This is a genomic window from Methylobacterium phyllosphaerae, from assembly GCF_001936175.1.
GTDB lineage: Bacteria > Pseudomonadota > Alphaproteobacteria > Rhizobiales > Beijerinckiaceae > Methylobacterium > Methylobacterium fujisawaense.
Window position 1 is genome coordinate 350,712 of record NZ_CP015367.1, and the last position, 15,954, is coordinate 366,665.

The 15,954-nt window shown below is 71.5% G+C and carries 17 protein-coding genes; 5 read left to right on the forward strand and 12 right to left on the reverse strand.

The window, feature by feature from the left end:
• Positions 1-73 precede the first annotated feature (73 nt).
• Complete coding sequence (locus MCBMB27_RS01695; RefSeq protein WP_075379719.1) at positions 74-1,006, reverse strand: lytic transglycosylase domain-containing protein; 933 nt, start codon at positions 1,004-1,006, stop codon at positions 74-76.
• 153 nt (positions 1,007-1,159) lie between these two features.
• Here MCBMB27_RS01695 and MCBMB27_RS01700 point away from each other — a divergent pair, with 153 nt between their 5' ends.
• Complete coding sequence (locus MCBMB27_RS01700) at positions 1,160-1,759, forward strand: cysteine hydrolase family protein (protein WP_043755932.1); 600 nt, start codon at positions 1,160-1,162, stop codon at positions 1,757-1,759.
• An 80-nt stretch (positions 1,760-1,839) separates the two neighbouring features.
• Here the strand turns inward: MCBMB27_RS01700 and MCBMB27_RS01705 are convergent, their stop codons facing one another.
• The 8 genes from MCBMB27_RS01705 to fliL form a co-directional block, all read right to left on the reverse strand.
• Positions 1,840-3,138, reverse strand: a complete 1,299-nt coding sequence (locus MCBMB27_RS01705) for a leucine-rich repeat-containing protein kinase family protein (protein ID WP_075379720.1) — start codon at positions 3,136-3,138, stop codon at positions 1,840-1,842.
• A 3-nt stretch (positions 3,139-3,141) separates the two neighbouring features.
• The gene (locus MCBMB27_RS01710; protein ID WP_043388707.1) at positions 3,142-3,333 is read right to left on the reverse strand and encodes a DUF1192 domain-containing protein; all 192 of its coding nucleotides are present in this window, start codon (positions 3,331-3,333) and stop codon (positions 3,142-3,144) included.
• A 12-nt stretch (positions 3,334-3,345) separates the two neighbouring features.
• Positions 3,346-4,569, reverse strand: a complete 1,224-nt coding sequence (locus MCBMB27_RS01715) for a phosphopentomutase (protein WP_075379721.1) — start codon at positions 4,567-4,569, stop codon at positions 3,346-3,348.
• 2 nt (positions 4,570-4,571) lie between these two features.
• On the reverse strand, positions 4,572-6,209 hold the full coding sequence (locus MCBMB27_RS01720; protein WP_053610940.1) for an ABC transporter ATP-binding protein: 1,638 nt from the start codon (positions 6,207-6,209) through the stop codon (positions 4,572-4,574).
• 122 nt (positions 6,210-6,331) lie between these two features.
• Complete coding sequence (locus MCBMB27_RS01725) at positions 6,332-7,192, reverse strand: MotE family protein (RefSeq protein ID WP_236952865.1); 861 nt, start codon at positions 7,190-7,192, stop codon at positions 6,332-6,334.
• Complete coding sequence (locus MCBMB27_RS01730) at positions 7,189-7,689, reverse strand: DUF6468 domain-containing protein (RefSeq protein ID WP_053610939.1); 501 nt, start codon at positions 7,687-7,689, stop codon at positions 7,189-7,191. The genes MCBMB27_RS01725 and MCBMB27_RS01730 overlap by 4 nt, the downstream gene beginning before the upstream one ends.
• Positions 7,690-7,708: 19 nt before the next feature.
• The gene (gene fliM / locus MCBMB27_RS01735) at positions 7,709-8,926 is read right to left on the reverse strand and encodes a flagellar motor switch protein FliM (RefSeq protein WP_085987666.1); all 1,218 of its coding nucleotides are present in this window, start codon (positions 8,924-8,926) and stop codon (positions 7,709-7,711) included.
• A gap of 64 nt (positions 8,927-8,990) precedes the next feature.
• Complete coding sequence (fliL, locus tag MCBMB27_RS01740) at positions 8,991-9,539, reverse strand: flagellar basal body-associated protein FliL (RefSeq protein WP_075379722.1); 549 nt, start codon at positions 9,537-9,539, stop codon at positions 8,991-8,993.
• A gap of 255 nt (positions 9,540-9,794) precedes the next feature.
• On the opposite strand from fliL, the gene flgF reads away from it, so the two are divergent.
• Genes flgF through flgH form a run of 4 tightly spaced genes read left to right on the forward strand, consistent with a single transcriptional unit; the run spans position 9,795 to position 13,313 of the window.
• Positions 9,795-10,535, forward strand: coding sequence for a flagellar basal-body rod protein FlgF (gene flgF / locus MCBMB27_RS01745; RefSeq protein WP_043388715.1), 741 nt, complete (start codon positions 9,795-9,797; stop codon positions 10,533-10,535).
• Positions 10,536-10,549: 14 nt separating this feature from the next.
• Positions 10,550-11,341 (forward strand): flagellar basal-body rod protein FlgG, encoded by a 792-nt coding sequence (flgG, locus tag MCBMB27_RS01750; RefSeq protein WP_043388717.1) that lies wholly within the window; start codon positions 10,550-10,552, stop codon positions 11,339-11,341.
• A gap of 34 nt (positions 11,342-11,375) precedes the next feature.
• Positions 11,376-12,527, forward strand: a complete 1,152-nt coding sequence (flgA, locus tag MCBMB27_RS01755) for a flagellar basal body P-ring formation chaperone FlgA (protein WP_083683311.1) — start codon at positions 11,376-11,378, stop codon at positions 12,525-12,527.
• Between the two features lie 36 nt (positions 12,528-12,563).
• Complete coding sequence (flgH, locus tag MCBMB27_RS01760; protein ID WP_043352094.1) at positions 12,564-13,313, forward strand: flagellar basal body L-ring protein FlgH; 750 nt, start codon at positions 12,564-12,566, stop codon at positions 13,311-13,313.
• Between the two features lie 6 nt (positions 13,314-13,319).
• On the opposite strand, the gene MCBMB27_RS01765 is transcribed toward flgH, so the two are convergent.
• From MCBMB27_RS01765 to MCBMB27_RS01775, 3 genes are all read right to left on the reverse strand, one after another.
• On the reverse strand, positions 13,320-14,630 hold the full coding sequence (locus MCBMB27_RS01765) for a Gfo/Idh/MocA family protein (RefSeq protein ID WP_075379723.1): 1,311 nt from the start codon (positions 14,628-14,630) through the stop codon (positions 13,320-13,322).
• Positions 14,631-14,713: 83 nt separating this feature from the next.
• Positions 14,714-15,082, reverse strand: a complete 369-nt coding sequence (locus tag MCBMB27_RS01770; protein ID WP_043388725.1) for a PilZ domain-containing protein — start codon at positions 15,080-15,082, stop codon at positions 14,714-14,716.
• Between the two features lie 102 nt (positions 15,083-15,184).
• The gene (locus tag MCBMB27_RS01775; protein WP_043356220.1) at positions 15,185-15,943 is read right to left on the reverse strand and encodes a phosphatase PAP2 family protein; all 759 of its coding nucleotides are present in this window, start codon (positions 15,941-15,943) and stop codon (positions 15,185-15,187) included.
• Positions 15,944-15,954 lie beyond the last annotated feature (11 nt).

A 15,954-nucleotide genomic window follows, 5' to 3' on the forward strand; every position in this document is an offset into this window, starting at 1 on the left:
GTTATCCCGACCGGCTCATACCGCACCGCCCTCGGGGCGGATTGATGACGGTCCCGCGGCGGATCGTGAAAAATCAGGTCCGCAGGACGATGCAGGCGCCCCCGACCTTGCGGATGCGGCCGCACAGGTCGTCGGCCGCCTGCCGGCTCTGCGCCGGGATGCGGATTCGGTAGAAGGCGCGGGTGCCGCGGTTGCGCAGGCGTGTACCGATGATCATCGGCCGCACCTCGCCGATCACCCCCGCATAGGCGCTCCGCGCCCGGTTGAAGCTTTGGAGCGCCAGCGCCTTGGAGAAGTTGCCCGCGAGCTGGATCCCCCAGGGAGCGGCCGGTCCCTCGTTGAGGCCGAGGGCGAAGCGGTCGCCGCGGGACGGGACGCGCAGGCTGGCGGTCACCTGCAGGCAGGTCTGCGGTGCCTCCGGATGGGCCTCCTTCGCGTCCTTCGGGTCCTTGCCCTCGGGCTTGGCGGGTGCACCGCCCTCCGGGTACTCGATCGCCTTGGCGGGCCCGGTCCGCCAATCGTCCACCGGCCGGCCCGTGATGACCGCCACGTAGGTCCGGGTCTCGGCGGGCAGGCCGCCATCGCCGGCGATCCATTTGCTGACCCGCGCGGCGCCACCGTTATAGGCCGCGGCGGCGAGCCCAAGATTGCCGAACTGTCTGTTCAGGTCGGCGAGCAGATGGGCTGCATGCGGGATCGCCTGCTCGGGATCGAACGGGTCGAGGAGGCCGCGCTCCCGTGCCGTTCCCGGCATGAATTGCGCGATGCCCTGCGCCCCGGCCGGGCTCACGACCCCCACGCGAAAGCTGCTCTCGCGCCAGATCAGGCGCGTCAGGAACGGCACCGGCAGGCCACGGGCCTTGGCGGATTCGTCGATCAGGCGGCACAGGGCCTGCTCGACGGTCTCGGTCGCCCCTTCGGACGGGGCGGCCGCGGCCGGATGCGCGCAGGCGAGGGCGAGGAGCAGGGCGCCGAGGCGCAGGGGCGGGGCAATCACGCCGCGCATGTAGCGACCTGCGGGTGCGGATCAATCCAGACCGTCAACCTTCCCGTGCGGTTCGGACGATGCACCTTTGCGCTATGGCGCTTCCGGGCCGGTCCGTCGTAGCGTCCCGACATTCGAGCGCCCCACCAAGGCGGCGCCATGGGAGATGCGCCGATGTCCGATCTGGCAACCCTGCGCGGCCTGTCCGGCCTGAGCCCCGCGCCGGCCCCGCTCACGGGCTCCGCTCTGGTGATGATCGACCTGCAGCAGACCTATCGCGAGGGCGTCATGCGGCTCGAGGGCGTCGAGCCTGCGCTCCGCGAGGCCGCGGGCCTGCTGAAGCGGGCGCGCGACGCGGGGATCCCGGTGATCCATGTCCGCCACAATGCCGGGCCGGGAACGCCCTACGATGTGACCGCGCCGATCGGCCAGATCAGCCCGGAGGTGGCGCCGCAGGGCGACGAGCCGGTGATCACCAAGGCCTATCCGAGTTCCTTCGTGGGCACGGACCTGCAGGCACGCCTCCAGGAAGCCGGCGTGCAGGACGTCATCCTGGCGGGATTCATGACGCATATGTGCGTCAATTCCACCGCCCGGAGCGCCTTCAACCTCGGGTTCCGTCCCACCGTCGTGGCCGCCGCCACGGCGACGCGGGATCTTCCCGGGCTGGACGGACACGTGGTGCCGGCAGCCCAGCTCCAGGCCGCGAGCCTCGCCGCCCTCGGCGATCTGTTCGCCGTGATCGCGCGCGGGCAGGGCGACATCCCGGACTGACGCCGTGGGAACAAGGCTCCCGCTCCGCACAGCCCGCGCGGTATCCGCCTGAAGCGGCGGCACGGTCGAATCCGACGGGATCAGGACTGGAGCCGGTCGATCTCGGCGATCACCGCGTCGAGCGCCGGCCGCCCGTCGGGATCCGGCTGCATACAGGCCTGCGCCAGAGCCCGCAGAGTCTCCGGCGGCGTCGCGCAACGATCGAGCAGCTCATCGATCAGGATGCCGACGGCGCGCACCTCGACCCGCGCCAGCACCGCGCCGCCCCGTCCGTCCGGGAGCGCCGAGGCGGCACCGAAATCGCTGAGCACGGCGGCGCCGGTTGCGGCATCCCACAGGGTGTTGTGGGCATACACGTCGCCGTGGAGCAGCCCGCGCCCGTGCAGATGGGTCACCGCCTCCGCGACCGAGCGGGCGATCCGCAGGGCCTTGGCCGGCTCCAGCCGCAGGCTCGGATCGTAGACGTCGCGGCTGCAACTCGCGAGGCTCGGCGGGCCGGCGAGCACCCGCCAGTGCGACGGGAGAAGCCGGAGCAGCAGCCCCTGGACGCCGGCGGGATGATCGTGGAGCCGGCCCAGCGCACCGGTAAGCGCCGGATGCGTGCCGGCAGCGAGACAGGCCTCCATCTCCCGCTCGGGCAGGCCGTCGCTGGTCATGGCGCCCTTGAACAGCTTCAGGGCGACATCCTGCGCGGCGATGGGACCGCGCCAGGCCGCGCGGAAGACGCGGCCCGACGCACCCTCACCGAGCTGATCGCCGACGTCCAGGTCCGCCCACGGCACGCGCGGCGCGTCCGCGGGCTCGGAGGCCGGCTCGGCGGGATTGCCCGCGTAGGCGACCCAGGCGAGGCGCGGAAGGGTGCCGAGCCAGGGCGGCAGCGCTTCGAGCCGGTTGCAGGAGAGCCGGATCAGTTCGAGACGCGCCGCGCCCGCGAAGCTGTCCGGCAGCGCCGCGATCCGGTTCCCCGACAGCATCAGCTTCTGGAGCAGCGGACGCTCGCCGAGGGCGGCGGGCAGCTCCGCGATCGCGTTGTCGGTCAGCGTCAGCCAGCGCAGGTCGCGCGGCAGCGACTCCGCCGGGACCTCGCGGATGCCGCAGCCGCGGAAGCCCAACTGGCTGAGCGCGGGGCAGGCGCCGAGCACCGGCGGCAGGCGCGGGAACGGATTGCCGGAGCAGAACAGCACGCGCAGGCGGTGGAGGCGGCCGAAATCGTCCGGCAGGTCGGCGAGGTCGCCCCGGCCGAGATCCAGCACCTCCAGCGTGTCGGCGAGGGCGAAAACCTCGCGCGGCACCGCCGTCAGCCCGTCGGGCAGCCGCAGCTCCCGCGCGCCGCCGAGATCGCCGCGCCGCAGGGCCGCGAGGGTTTCGCTGCGGTCCAAGCTTTAGCTCCGCTTGAAGAAAGCGTCGGCCGCGCCCTGCGCCGCCTGCTTGGCGGCCCGCGCCGCCTCGAGCCGGGCGATCTCGGCGCGCAGGAGCGCGACGCGCGCGTCGAGATCCCCGAGGGAGAGCGTGTCGAGGGGCTGCCCGATCTCGTGGGCAACGGCCTTGCGCGGCCGGTCGTCGTCGTCCCGCACGTCGTGTCCTCCCTAATCCAGGAACGAAGTTCCGGCCCCGTCCCAGGCCAGCCCGAGATGGGCCGCCACGGTGGCGCCGATATCCGCGAAGGTCTCCCGCCGGCCGATCGACCGGGCGGCCACGCCGGGGCCGAAGGCCAGGACCGGGACCTGCTCGCGGGTGTGGTCGGTCCCGGTCCAGGTCGGATCGTTGCCGTGATCGGCGGTGATCACGGCGAGGTCGCCCGGCGCCAGCGCCGCCAGGATCTCGGGGATCCGGGCGTCGAACGCCTCCAGCTCCGCGGCATAGCCCGGCACGTCGCGGCGGTGGCCGTGCTCCGTGTCGAAATCCACCAGGTTGACGAAGATCAGGCCGCCCGCCGGCAGGGTCGCCAGCGCGGCGAGTCCCGCCGTCACGCAGGCCGCATTCGGGCCCGGCTTGATCTCGCGGCCGGTGGCGCGGTGGGCGAAGATGTCGCCGATCTTGCCGACGCTCACCACCGCGCGGCCGGCCGACTCGGCCCGGTCGAGCAGGGTGCGCCCGGGCGGCGCGACCGCGAAATCCTTGCGGTTGCCGGTCCGGCGGAAGCCCGCCTCCGCCGAGCCCACGAAGGGCCGGGCGATCACCCGGCAGACGCGGTAGGGGTCGCACAGCCGGCGCGCCACGCGGCACAGGTCGTAGAGCCGCTCCAGCCCGAACGCCTCCTCGTGGGCGGCGATCTGGAACACGCTGTCGGCCGAGGTGTAGCAGATCGGCTGGCCGGTCCGGACATGCGCGGCGCCCAGCGCGTCGATGATCGCGACGCCCGGCGCGTGGCAATCGCCCAGGATGCCCGGGATGCCGCCTTCCGTGATCAGCGCGCGGGTCAGCTCCGGCGGGAAGGCCGGCCGGGTGTCGGGGAAATGCTCCCAGGGCTCGGTCAGGGGAAGCCCGGCGATCTCCCAGTGACCGGAGGGCGTGTCCTTGCCGGCGGCCTTCTCCACCGCGTGGCCGTAGGCGCCCCGCGGCGGCCCGGCCGGCGCGAGGTTCGGCGGGATGCGGCCCGAGGCGCCGCCGGCCGCCAGTCCGAGCCCGAGTCCGGCGAGATGGGGCAGACGCAGCGGACCCGCGCGCAGCCCCGCCCGATCGCCGCTTCCCTCCGCGCAGCGCTCGGCGATATGCCCCAGCGTGTCGGAGCCGGCATCGCCGTAGCTCTCCGCATCCGGGGCCCCGCCCACGCCCACGGAATCGAGGACGATGATGAGGGCGCGCGCCATGGTCAGGCGGATTCCAGCTCGGCGGGCGCGTCGCTCTCGAGGGCGAAGGCGGCCTTGAACAGGGCGCGGGTGTAGGGGGTCTGAGGATTCGCGAAGATCGACTCCGCAGGGCCTTCCTCGACCACGTGGCCGTTCTGCATGACGATCACGTAGTTGGCGAGGGCCCGCACCACCTTCAGGTCGTGGCTGATGAACAGGTAGGCGAGGCCGCGCTCGCGCTGGAGGTCGCGAAGCAGGGTCACGATCTGCGCCTGGACCGAGCGGTCGAGGGCCGAGGTCGGCTCGTCGAGGACGACGAAGCGGGGATTGAGGACCATGGCCCGCGCGATGGCGATGCGCTGGCGCTGGCCGCCGGAGAACTCGTGCGGGTAGCGGTCCATGGCGGCCGGATCGAGCCCGACATCGGTCAGGGCCTTGGCGACCACGGCGCGGCGCTCCGCCCGGGAACGCGCCGCGCCCTGCACCACCAGCCCCTCGGCGACGATGTCGGCCACCGACATGCGCGGCGAGAGAGAGCCGTAGGGATCCTGGAAGACCACCTGCATGTCCTTCCGCAGCGGGCGCATCTGCGCCACGCCGAAGCCGTCGATCGCCTGTCCGAGGAAGACGATCGGCCCTTCCGAGCGCGTGAGCCGCAGAAGGGCGAGGCCGAGGGTCGTCTTGCCGGAGCCGGACTCGCCGACGACGCCGACGGTCTCGCCGGTCCGGACCCGCAGGGACACGCCGTCCACGGCCCTGACATGGCCGGTGACGCGCCGGAGCAGACCCGATTTCAGCGGGAACCAGACCTTCAGGGGCCCGGCCTCCAGCAGCGGCGCGGCATCGGCCGGGACGGGGTTGGCCCGGCCCTTCGGCTCGGAGGCGATCAGGCGGCGCGTGTACTCGTGCTGCGGATCCGCGAAGACGGCCTTGGTCGCACCGGCCTCCACGATGCGGCCCTTGAGCATCACGCAGACGCGGTCGGCGATCCGCTCGACGATGCCGAGATCGTGGGTGATGAACAGCATCGCCATGCCGAGGCGCTTCTGCAGGTCGGCGAGCAGCGCCAGGATCTGCGCCTGCACGGTGACGTCCAGGGCCGTGGTCGGCTCGTCGGCGACCAGAAGGTCCGGCTCGCAGGCGAGCGCCATGGCGATCATCACGCGCTGGCGCTGGCCGCCGGAGAGTTCGTGCGGGTAGGCGCCCATGCGCCGCTCCGCATCGCGCAGGCCCACGAGGTCCAGAAGCTCCAGGATCCGCCGGCGGGCCGCCTTGCCGGAGAGTCCGCGATGCAGGCCGAGCACCTCGCCGATCTGCCGCTCGATCGTGTGGAGCGGGTTCAACGAGGTCATCGGCTCCTGGAACACCATGGTGATGTCGGCGCCGCGGACGTCGCGCATCGCCCGCTCGGGCAGCTGCGCGAGGTCGCGGTCCTTGAACAGGATCCGGCCGTCCTGCCGGGCCGATCCATCGAGGAGGCGTAGGATCGCCAGCGCCGTCACCGACTTGCCCGATCCCGATTCGCCCACGAGGGCGAGGGTCTCGCCCCGGCGGATGGCGAAGGAGACGCCGTCGACCGCCACGGTCTCGCCCTCCCGCGCGCGGAACGCCACGGACAGGTCCTCGACGGCGAGGAGCGGCTGGGGATCGGCCTCTGACATGAGCCCCTTATAGCGCGCCCGGCCCCGGACCCTAGCCCGTACGGGTGCCGCATGACGCCCACCCGACATATGCGACGGCAGGCTCCGGGAAGTCGCGCGGCCGCCCGCGCTGCGCCGCGTTCCTAGCGCGCCGGCGCCCCGGGATCGATCGCCGGCAACTCGTTGGCGGGCAGCCCCATCCCGGCCTGGGCCTGCGGCCCTCCGGCGCCGCGGGCGCGGTTGGCGAGGGCCACGGTCAGGCGCTCGGCGGTCTCGGGCTGCATCACCGCCAGGACCTCGGACATCTTGCGGGGATTCATGGCCAGCACGATCGGGACCAGTACGTCGAGCCCGAGCCGGTCGAACACCCGGGCGGCGTCCTTGGGCTTCATCGCCTCGTACATCGTGACGATGTTCTTCAGGCCCTGCTTCTCGGCGTCCTCCTTCGCCTTCGCGACGGCGTCGACCTTGTCCTCGGCCTTCTTGAGGTCGCCGAGGCCGGTCTCGAGCTTGCGCTCGGCCTCCCCCAGCATCTTCTCGCGCAGCTCCAGCTCCTCGCTCTTCTGGCGCAGGGCGTCGCGCCGGGCGCCGAGCTTCTCCAGGAGCAGGCGCTCGGTGGGCGAGGCCGGGTTCCCGGCCGCGGGCGGTGCGGGCCGCGCCGGGGGCGGCTCCGGCGACTTCTCGGTCGCGGCGGCCGGCGCCTGCTTGGCGCCCACCGATCCGGTCGTCACCGGGTCGTAGGGCTCGTAGCCGGTGCGCGCCCGGGCGACCGCGCGCCCGTATTCCGGAAGCTCGGCGCTCTCCGGCAGGCCGGCCTGCAGCAGGCTGAGCAGCTTGAGCACGAGCAGCCCGCCCGCCGCCAGCGCCACGGCGTCGATGAGGCGCAGCCGGAACTGCCGGACGGGCTTCCGGCGCGCGCGCCGCTGCGGCGTCGCGGCGCGGCGTATCCGCTCCTCGGGATCCGGCTTCGGCGGCGGGATCTTCGGGGCCTTTACGCCGGTCACGCGGCGCGCGCCCGGACGCGGGCGAGGGCGCGCTCGCTCATGGCGAGGGCCGCCGCGGCCGCCACCCCGAGGCGCTCCCCGTTCGGACCGGCCTGCTCCGGCCTGCGCTCGGGCGGGATCTCCGGCGCGGGCCTCGGCTCAGGGGCCGGCTCGGGACGGATCGGGACGGCGCGCATCTGCGCCACGATGGCGCCGATGCGCGTGATCACGCCCTCGCCGGCTTCGACCTGCAGCTTCAGCTCGGCGGCGCGGATGGTGGCGGTTTCCAGGCTGGCGTTCAGCGTGCGGTCGCCCTCGTCGATCGTCGCCCGCAGACCGGCGATGGCCCGCTCGGCCGTGCCGGTCGCCACCATCAGGTCGCCGATGGTCTGGCGCAGGGCGGCCTCGTCGCCCTTCATCTGGCCGATGCGGCGCGAGAGACGGAGGGACGTGACGATGGTCGCTGCCAGGAGGACGGCAACCAGGATGTCGGCGGCGAGGGTGACGAAGAGACTCATGTTGGGACCCTCATCGGCCCTAATTGTCCGACCGGTTGTTCATCGAGGCCTCGTAGGCCTGGATCGTCGTGCGCGAGCGGCGCAGGGGCCGCGTGACCTGGACGGCGATGTGCCCGTCGACGCGGCCCATCCGCCCCTGGGTGAGCGCCCAGTCGCCGCAGCGCACGGTGATGAGATCCGACGGCTTGGCGTCGAACATCAGCGTCTCGCCGACCTTCAGGCTCATGACCTGTTTGAGCGGCAGCATCATCTCGTGCAGCACCGCCTCCATGGTCACGTCGGCCTGCCAGATCTCGGTGGCGAGGTGGCCTTCCCAGACGTGATCGCGGCCGAGCTTCTCACCCATGAAGCTCTGGGTCAGGAGCTCCCGGATCGGCTCGATCGTCGCGTAGGGGAACAGGATCTGCAGCATGCCGCCGCGCCCGTCGACGTCCAGGCGCAGGCTGATCAGGATCGCGGCGTTGCCCGGCCTCGTGATCGTGGCGAAGCGCGGGTTGGTCTCGATCCGGTCGATGCCGAAGGTCACGGGCGACAGCGGCTGGAACGACAGCTCGAGATCGCCCAGCACGATCTCCACGAGGCGGCGCACCAGCGTCATCTCGATGGCGGTGAACGGGCGACCGTCCAGACGGCTCGACAAGCCGCCGCGCTTGCCGCCGAGCAGCAGGTCAAAGGTCGCGTAGGCGAGGTTCGAATCGACCGTGACGAGGCCGGAATTCTCCCATTGCTCGGCCCGGAACACGCCGAGCAGGGTCGGCAGCGGGATCGCGTTGAGATAGTCGCCGAAGCGCACCGAGGTGATGTTGTCCAGCGTCACCTCGACGTTGTCCTGGAACAGGTTGCGCAGGGAGGTCGACAGCAACCGGATCATCCGGTCGAAGACGATCTCCAGCATCGGCAGGCGTTCGTACTGGACGACGCCCGAATCGACGATGGCCTGAACGCCCCCGGCCCCCGAGGCCGAGAGCTCGCGCATGGAGAAGCCGAGGACGCCGTCGATCTCGTCCTGGTTCAGCACCCGGTCGTTGCCGGCGAGTTCGGGGAGGTTGTCGCTCTCCCCGTCCTCGATCATCGTCGCCCATTCGGCGGCGACGTCGCTCGCGTTGCGCGTGGTGCCCTGCTCGGCGAGGGCCGCGCCCCATTCCTCGGCGAGGGACGAGTCGCCGCCCTCGGCGCCCTGCTCCAGAAGGGCTGCCGACCAATCGTCCTCGGGGAGTTCGTCCTCGGGTTCCATCAGGCGTGCTCGATCGGGGGCCGGCCCGGCGCGGGGTTGGAGGCGATGGGGGTGGTCGCAGGCGCGCTCATTGGACGATCACGTCCTTGAAGAGCACGGCATCGACCTTGGCGGGATACAGGGCGATGTTGACCCGCCGCAGCAATTCCTCGCGCAGCCGGAACAGGCCCACCGAGTTCGTGATGTCGCTGGCGCGCAGCTCGCGCATGTAGACCTGCAGCGCGTCCTCCACCCGCGGCATCAGCGGCTTGACCTCCTCCTCGGCCTTCGCGTCCTTAAGCTCCAGGGCGATCCGGACCTTCGCGTACCGGGCCTTGTCCTGCGGCTGGTCCGGACTGAGGTTGAGGAGCATCTCGCGCACGTCCACGAAGACCACGGGCTTCTTGCCGTCCGGGCCGGCACCCTTGCCGTCTGCGCCGTGCCCTCCGCCGTGGCCGCCGTCCTGTGCGGCCTCCTTGCCGCCGCCGCCGCCCATCATCAGGAAGGCGCCCGCGCCGCCGCCCACGAGCAGGACCGCGACGGCCACCATGATCATGAGCTTCTTCTTGCCCTTCGGGGCGCTTTCGGCTCCGGCCCCGCCTTCCTCGGCGGAGGCCTTCTTCGGCTTCTTGGCCATGGAATAATGCTCTCTCGCGGGAGACTGCGCGCTAGGTACACCCGGATATCGGAGCATCACGGTTAACGTGCCGTTAAGCAGGCAATTCCTGCCGGGCCAGGTTTGCCGCAACGCAGACCCGGCGCCGGCGCGACGACCGCGCAATTCCCGTCAAGCCTTTGTCAGAACGATGGAATTTTCTTTCGTTGGGTTTGGCACAGCGGATGCTGAATGGATCGTTGCCGCCTCCGCGGCCCGCGAGTCCCAGAGTCCACGATGCAGAATGCCCTCTTCGTCGGCGTGTCGAGCCAGATGGCGCTCCAGCGCGAGCTGGACGTGATCGCCAACAACATGGCGAACGTCTCGACCACCGGGTTCAAGGCTCGCAACACCCGCTTCCAGGAATACCTGATGCCGGTGGCCAGCGCGGATTCGTTCGCCCGGCCCGACCGGCGTCTCTCCTACGTCATCGACCAGGGCACCACCCTCGATCTCGGGCAGGGCCCGGTCGAGCGGACCGGCAACCCGCTCAACGTGGCGATCAAGGGCGCGGCCTTCATCGCCGTGCAGTCCCCCCAGGGCGAGCGCTACACCCGAAACGGCGCCTTCGAGATCGACCCGCAGGGCGCCCTCGTCACCAGCGACGGCTACAAGGTGGCGGGCGAGGGCGGACCGATCACCATCAACCCGCAGGAGACCGGCCTCGCCATCGGCCCCGACGGTACCGTGTCGACCAATCTCGGCATCCGCGGGCGCATCAAGCTCGTCACCTTCGCCAACCCGCAGCGGCTGACCAACGAGGGGGGCAACCTCTACGCCTCGCCGGAGCCGGCACGCCCCGCCGGCATCGACGGACGCCTGGAATCCGAAGCGCTGGAACGCTCGAACGTCCGCCCGGTGATCGAGATGACCCGGCTGATGGACGTGAACCGGTCCTACGCCATGGTGTCGAGCATGATCTCGCGCCTCGACGACCTGCGGGGCACGGCGATCCGCCGCCTCGCCGACGTCGCCTAAGGGGAGCTCGGCCGATGCGCGCCCTCTACTCCGCCGCCACCGGCATGGCGGCCCAGGAACTCAACGTCCAGGTCATCTCGAACAACATCGCGAACCTGCGCACCACCGGCTACAAGCGCCAGCAGGTGCACTTCCAGGATCTGCTCTACCAGAACCTGCGACGGGCCGGCGCCTCGACCTCGCAGCAGAACACCCAGCTTCCGGCCGGCCTCGCCCTCGGCTCGGGCGTGAAGACGACCTCGACAGCCCGCGTGATGTCACAGGGCACGCTCTCGTCCACCGAGAAGGATTACGACGTCGCGATCCGCGGCGAGGGGTTCTTCCGGGTGACGCTCCCGGACGGCCGCACCGCCTATTCCCGGGACGGCTCCTTCGACCTCTCGGCCTCGGGCCAGCTCGTCACCCGCGACGGCTACCTGCTCGATCCGGCGATCACCGTGCCGCAGAACGCGACGTCGGTGACGATCAGCGCGACGGGCGTCGTGCAGGCGAGCATTCCGGGCCAGACGGCGCCGCAGGCGCTCGGCCAGTTCCAGCTCTCGCGCTTCGTCAACAAGGTCGGCCTCGAATCGATCGGCGACAACCTGTTCGTCGAGACCGCGGCCTCCGGGCAGGCGATCAGCGGCCTGCCGGGCGCCGACGGCTTCGGCAACCTCCAGCAGAGCTACCTGGAAGAGGCGAACGTGAACGCCGTCACCGAGATCTCGTCCCTGATCGCCGCGCAGCGCGCCTACGAGATGAACTCGAAGGTCGTCACCGCGGCCGACCAGATGCTCTCCACCACCACGCAGATGTTCCGCAGCTAACCGCGCGACCCGCACCCGCTTCAGGTCCCTGAACATGTATGCCGGCATGCATCCCGCTCATCCCACCCGTCCCGATCCCGACTTCGAGACCCTCGATCTGCCCCGTATCGGCATGGCGGACGGAAGTGACATCAGCCCGATCATCCGCCGTCCCCGTCCGCGGGTCTCCCCCCTCGGCTCGGCCGTGATCCTGCGCGCGGTGCTGGCCTTCCTGACCTTCGCGGTCCTCGGCGCCCTGGCGATCCCCGCCATGGCCCAGGCTGAAGGTCTGCGGCTGCGCGGCGACGTCACAGCCCGCGGAGACATCCTGACGCTGGCCGACCTGGTCGAGGGCGTGCCGGAGCGCCTGGCCGCGCGTCCGCTGTTCCGCGCACCCACCCTGGGTGCCACCGGGACGATCCAGACCCGCCGCATCCTCGACGCCGCCGCCGCCCTGGGTCTCGCCAACCTGGAGACCGGGGGCCGGCTGCAGATCGCCGTGCAGCGCGCCGCACGCCGCCTCGGGCCGCCGGAGATCGAAGCCGCGCTCAAGCGCGGCCTCGAGACCAGCTACGGGCTCGACCCCCGCAGCGTCACGATCCGCTTCGACGGCGACGGCCCGACCCTGCTCGCTCCGGTGGACCTCGAAGGGCAGGCCGCGGCCCTCGACGTCACCTACGACCTGCGCTCCCGCCGCGTCGCGGGGCTGGTCAGCCTCGGCGAGCGGCAGGCCTCCCTGCGGGTATCCGGCGTGGTCGTCGAACTGCGCGAAGTGGCGGTGCTCACCCGGACGCTCAACCGCGGCGAACCGGTGAAGGAGGGCGACGTCGTGGCGGAGCGGCGTCCGCGCGAGACCGTCGCCTCCGACGCGCAGGGAAGCGCCACGGCGGTCATCGGCGAGGTCGCCCAGAACACGCTCACCGCCGGGACCGTGCTGCGGATGACCGACACCGCCCCGCCCGAGCTGGTCGCGCGCGGCGAGAACGTGACCATCGTGTACGAGACGCCGAACGTCAGCCTGTCGATGCGCGGCCTGTCGAACGATTCCGGCCGCATGGGCGCCGTCGTCAACGTCGTCAACGTCGCCTCCAAGAAGATCCTGCAGGCCACCGTGATCGGCCCCGGCCGGGTCTCGGTGAGCCCCAGCCCCGCGGCTCAGCAGGCCGCCGGCGCCGCCCCCGTCCAGGCGACCGCCTCCCTGCGCTGACCGCCCGTCCTGCACGCGTCGAAGAGTGATTGCCCGATGGCCCGCCGCATCGTCCTGAACCCGCTCGCCGCCGCTCTGATCGCCGGCGCGCTCGGTGCCTGCAACACCGCCGACCGCCTCTCGCAGGTGGGCGCGACCCCGGCCTTGTCGGCGATCGAGGATCCCACCACCCAGCCGGGCTACAAGCCGGTGCGGATGCCGATGCCCGACGTCCAGCCGGTTTCGTACGCCCCGAACTCGCTGTGGCGGACGGGCTCCCGCGCCTTCTTCAAGGATCAGCGCGCCGCCCGGCTCGGCGACCTCCTGACCGTGAAGGTCAACGTCACCGATCAGGCCAACATCAGCAACGAGACCAAGCGCTCCCGGGCCAACACCGAGAGCTTCGGCCTGCCGAACGCCCTGGGACTGGAGAACAACGCGGTCGGCAAGTCCTTCGGCGTCGGCAGCACCGCGCTGCTGTCCGCCACCTCGGCCACCGCCAATGACGGTGCCGGCTCGGTCCAGCGCGCCGAGACCGTGACGACGAACGTCGCCGCGGTGGTCACCCAGGTTCTGCCCAACGGCAACCTCGTGGTCGAAGGCAAGCAGGAGATCCGCGTCAACTTCGAAGTGCGCGAGATGGTGGTCGCGGGCGTCGTCCGGCCGGAGGATATCGAGTCGGACAACACCATCGACTCGACCAAGATCGCCCAGGCCCGGATCGCCTATGGCGGGCGGGGCCAGATCACCGACGTGCAGCAGCCGCGCTACGGCCAGCAGATCGTCGACATCCTGCTGCCGTTCTGAGGCCCTTCAGCCCGGCTCCTCCGGCTCCGGCCCACGGGTGACGTCGAGGCCGGACCCGGCGCCGGGGGGCGGCCCGACCTTGACCGGAGCGCCGGTCCGCGCGGCCTCGTAGATCGCCTCCATCAGCACCTGATCCTGCAGCCCCTCCTCTCCGGGGGTGCGGGGGCGCAGATCCTCCTGGATGCAGCGCGCGAAGTGGTCGAGTTCCAGGGCGAACTGGTTCTTGGGGCTCAGGACCTTCTCGTCCCGCGCGGCGTTCTTGCCGTCGCGGTGGCCGATGATGAGCCGCTGGCCCTGGTAGGCGAAGGCGTTCTGGAGGTCGATGGCGGCGGTTCCGGTGTGCAGGGTCAGGCTTCGCGCCTCGTAGACCCCGTAGCTCGACAGGCACTGGGCGATCACGCCGGACGGGAAGTGCAGGGTGAAGCTCGCCGTCTCCTCGACCTCGCGGTACTTGTGATCGTCCGGCGGCGAGTGGATCTGGGCCTGGATCAGGTTCGGCTCCTCGCCGAGAACCGCGCGGGTGGTGTTCAGGCAGTAGAGCCCGATATCCGGCAGCGACCCGCCCCCTGCCAGCGCCTTCCGCAGGCGCCACTGCTCCGGCAGTCCCGTGGTCTGGCCGTTGAAGGCCTGGATCAGCCGGGGCCGGCCGAACTCGCCCGAACGGGCGAGCTTGATCACGGCCCGGTTGTGCGGCTCGTACTGGCACCGATAGGCGATCATCAGCTTGACGCCGGCCTTGGCGCAGGCCGCGATCATCTCGCGGCACTCGTCCGAGGAGACCGCCATCGGCTTCTCGCAGAGCACCTGCTTGCCCGCCGCCGCGGCCGCCACGACGTTGTCCCGGTGCACGCCGTTCGGCGTGACGATGTAGACCGCCTGGACGTTCGGGTTGGCCTTCAGCCGATCCCACCCGTCGTAGCCGTACACGGCATCGTCCGGCAGCCCGTATTGCCGGGCCACGAGCTTCGCCTTGTCGGGGGAGCCCGACATCACCGCCGCCAGGCGGGCGCGCTTGGCCTCGCCGAAAGCCGGGAGAATCTCGTCGAGGCTCAGGCGCCCCAGACCGACGACGCAGTAGCCGACCCGCTGGCCCGGTGGCTGAGGCGCCGGGCTCGGGGCGGGCGGCCTGTCGCCGGCACCGCGCCAGTTCGGGAACATCACCCGTCCGCCCTGCACGGCGCCGGTATCGGCCGGAACCGAGGGCGCCGGTGGAGTGCCCGCCGGGGCGGCCTGGGCGCCGCCGCCCATCGCGGCGCCGGCCAGGGCGCCCCCGGCCGCGAGAAGATTGCGTCGTGAGAGCCGGGTGTCGTCTGCCATGGGCCTCGCCGTGTCGCCGGGACGGAATGGAGGCGCCTTGGGCGCCGCGTGGTGTGGAAGCCGCCGAGGGCGGGACCGCGCTCTCAGTGAACGCGACCCGGCGGCGTGCCGTTTCCGTCGAGAAGCGCGGCGCGCAGACGCGCCACCTCCGCCTCGCTGGCGGCGAGCCGGCGCGCGATCGCCGCCGGCTGCGTCGCGGCCCCCGTCTCGGCGAAACCGAGACCGACGCTCTCGCCCGCCCGCCAAGCTATGAAGGCCCGCCGGGTCTCGCCACGGCAGGGGATGAACAGCTCGATGCAATCGGGCAGCGTGGCGTCGGCAGGGACCCGGATCCGTGCCCCGTCCAGGGACACGTCGCGGACCGTGCAGTCGAGATCCGGCAGAAAGGCCGCGACGCGGAGTCGGCCGCCCAGGCAGACGCGGCGTCGGGCAGTACGGCGTCGGTCGACCACGAGCGCTTCATCCTGATGGGTGCGGATGTCGGGACAACCGCCATTGAGCCCGAAGCGGACCGGCCCGTCTCCTTTAACCGTCAGTTTACCTTAACGTTGGCCTCAGGCGGGCGGCGGCGGATCGGGCGCCTCGACCTCGCCGCGACGCTGCAGCTGCAGGGCGACGAACCAGCACAGGGATGCCCAGGCCGCGCCGATGCACCAGCCGGCCAGCACGTCGCTCGGCCAGTGCACGCCGAGATAGATGCGGCTGATGCCCACCAGCAGCGTCACGCTGACTCCGAGGGCCAGGACCAGTGCCTTCGCGCGGCGGTTGCGCTCGACCCGGGCGATGAGGGTCGCCAGGGTCAGATATGCGATGGCCGACATGGTGGCGTGGCCGCTCGGAAAACTCGCCGTGAACACTTCCATGCCGTGAGGGACGAGGTCCGGTCGCGGCCGGTGGTAGAGCATCTTCAGCAAGGTCGAGACCAGCTCGCCGCTGCCCACCGCGGCCAGGACGTAGAGGCCGATGCGCCGCCGCCCGGACACGGCGAGATAGCCCGCCACCGCGCAGGTGAGGAACAGCACCGTGAAGACGCTGCCGAGCCCGGTGATGTCGCGCATCGTCTCCTCGAGCCAGGGCGGCCCGATCGGATCGGCGAGATCGGCGGGGTTGCGCAGGGCGAGCAGGATCCGGCGGTCGAGGGCCGCGGTGGAGCCCTCGCCGACCTCGTGGGCGAGGTAGAAGAACCCATAGCCGAGGGTGCTCAGGCAGAGCAGGGCGACGAGGGGACCGACTTCGTTCAGGCGCAACCGCAGCCACACCGCCAGGGCGGGCTCGATCAGGCGATTGTTGCGGATCTGGCTCGGGGCCTTCATGCGGCGGGATC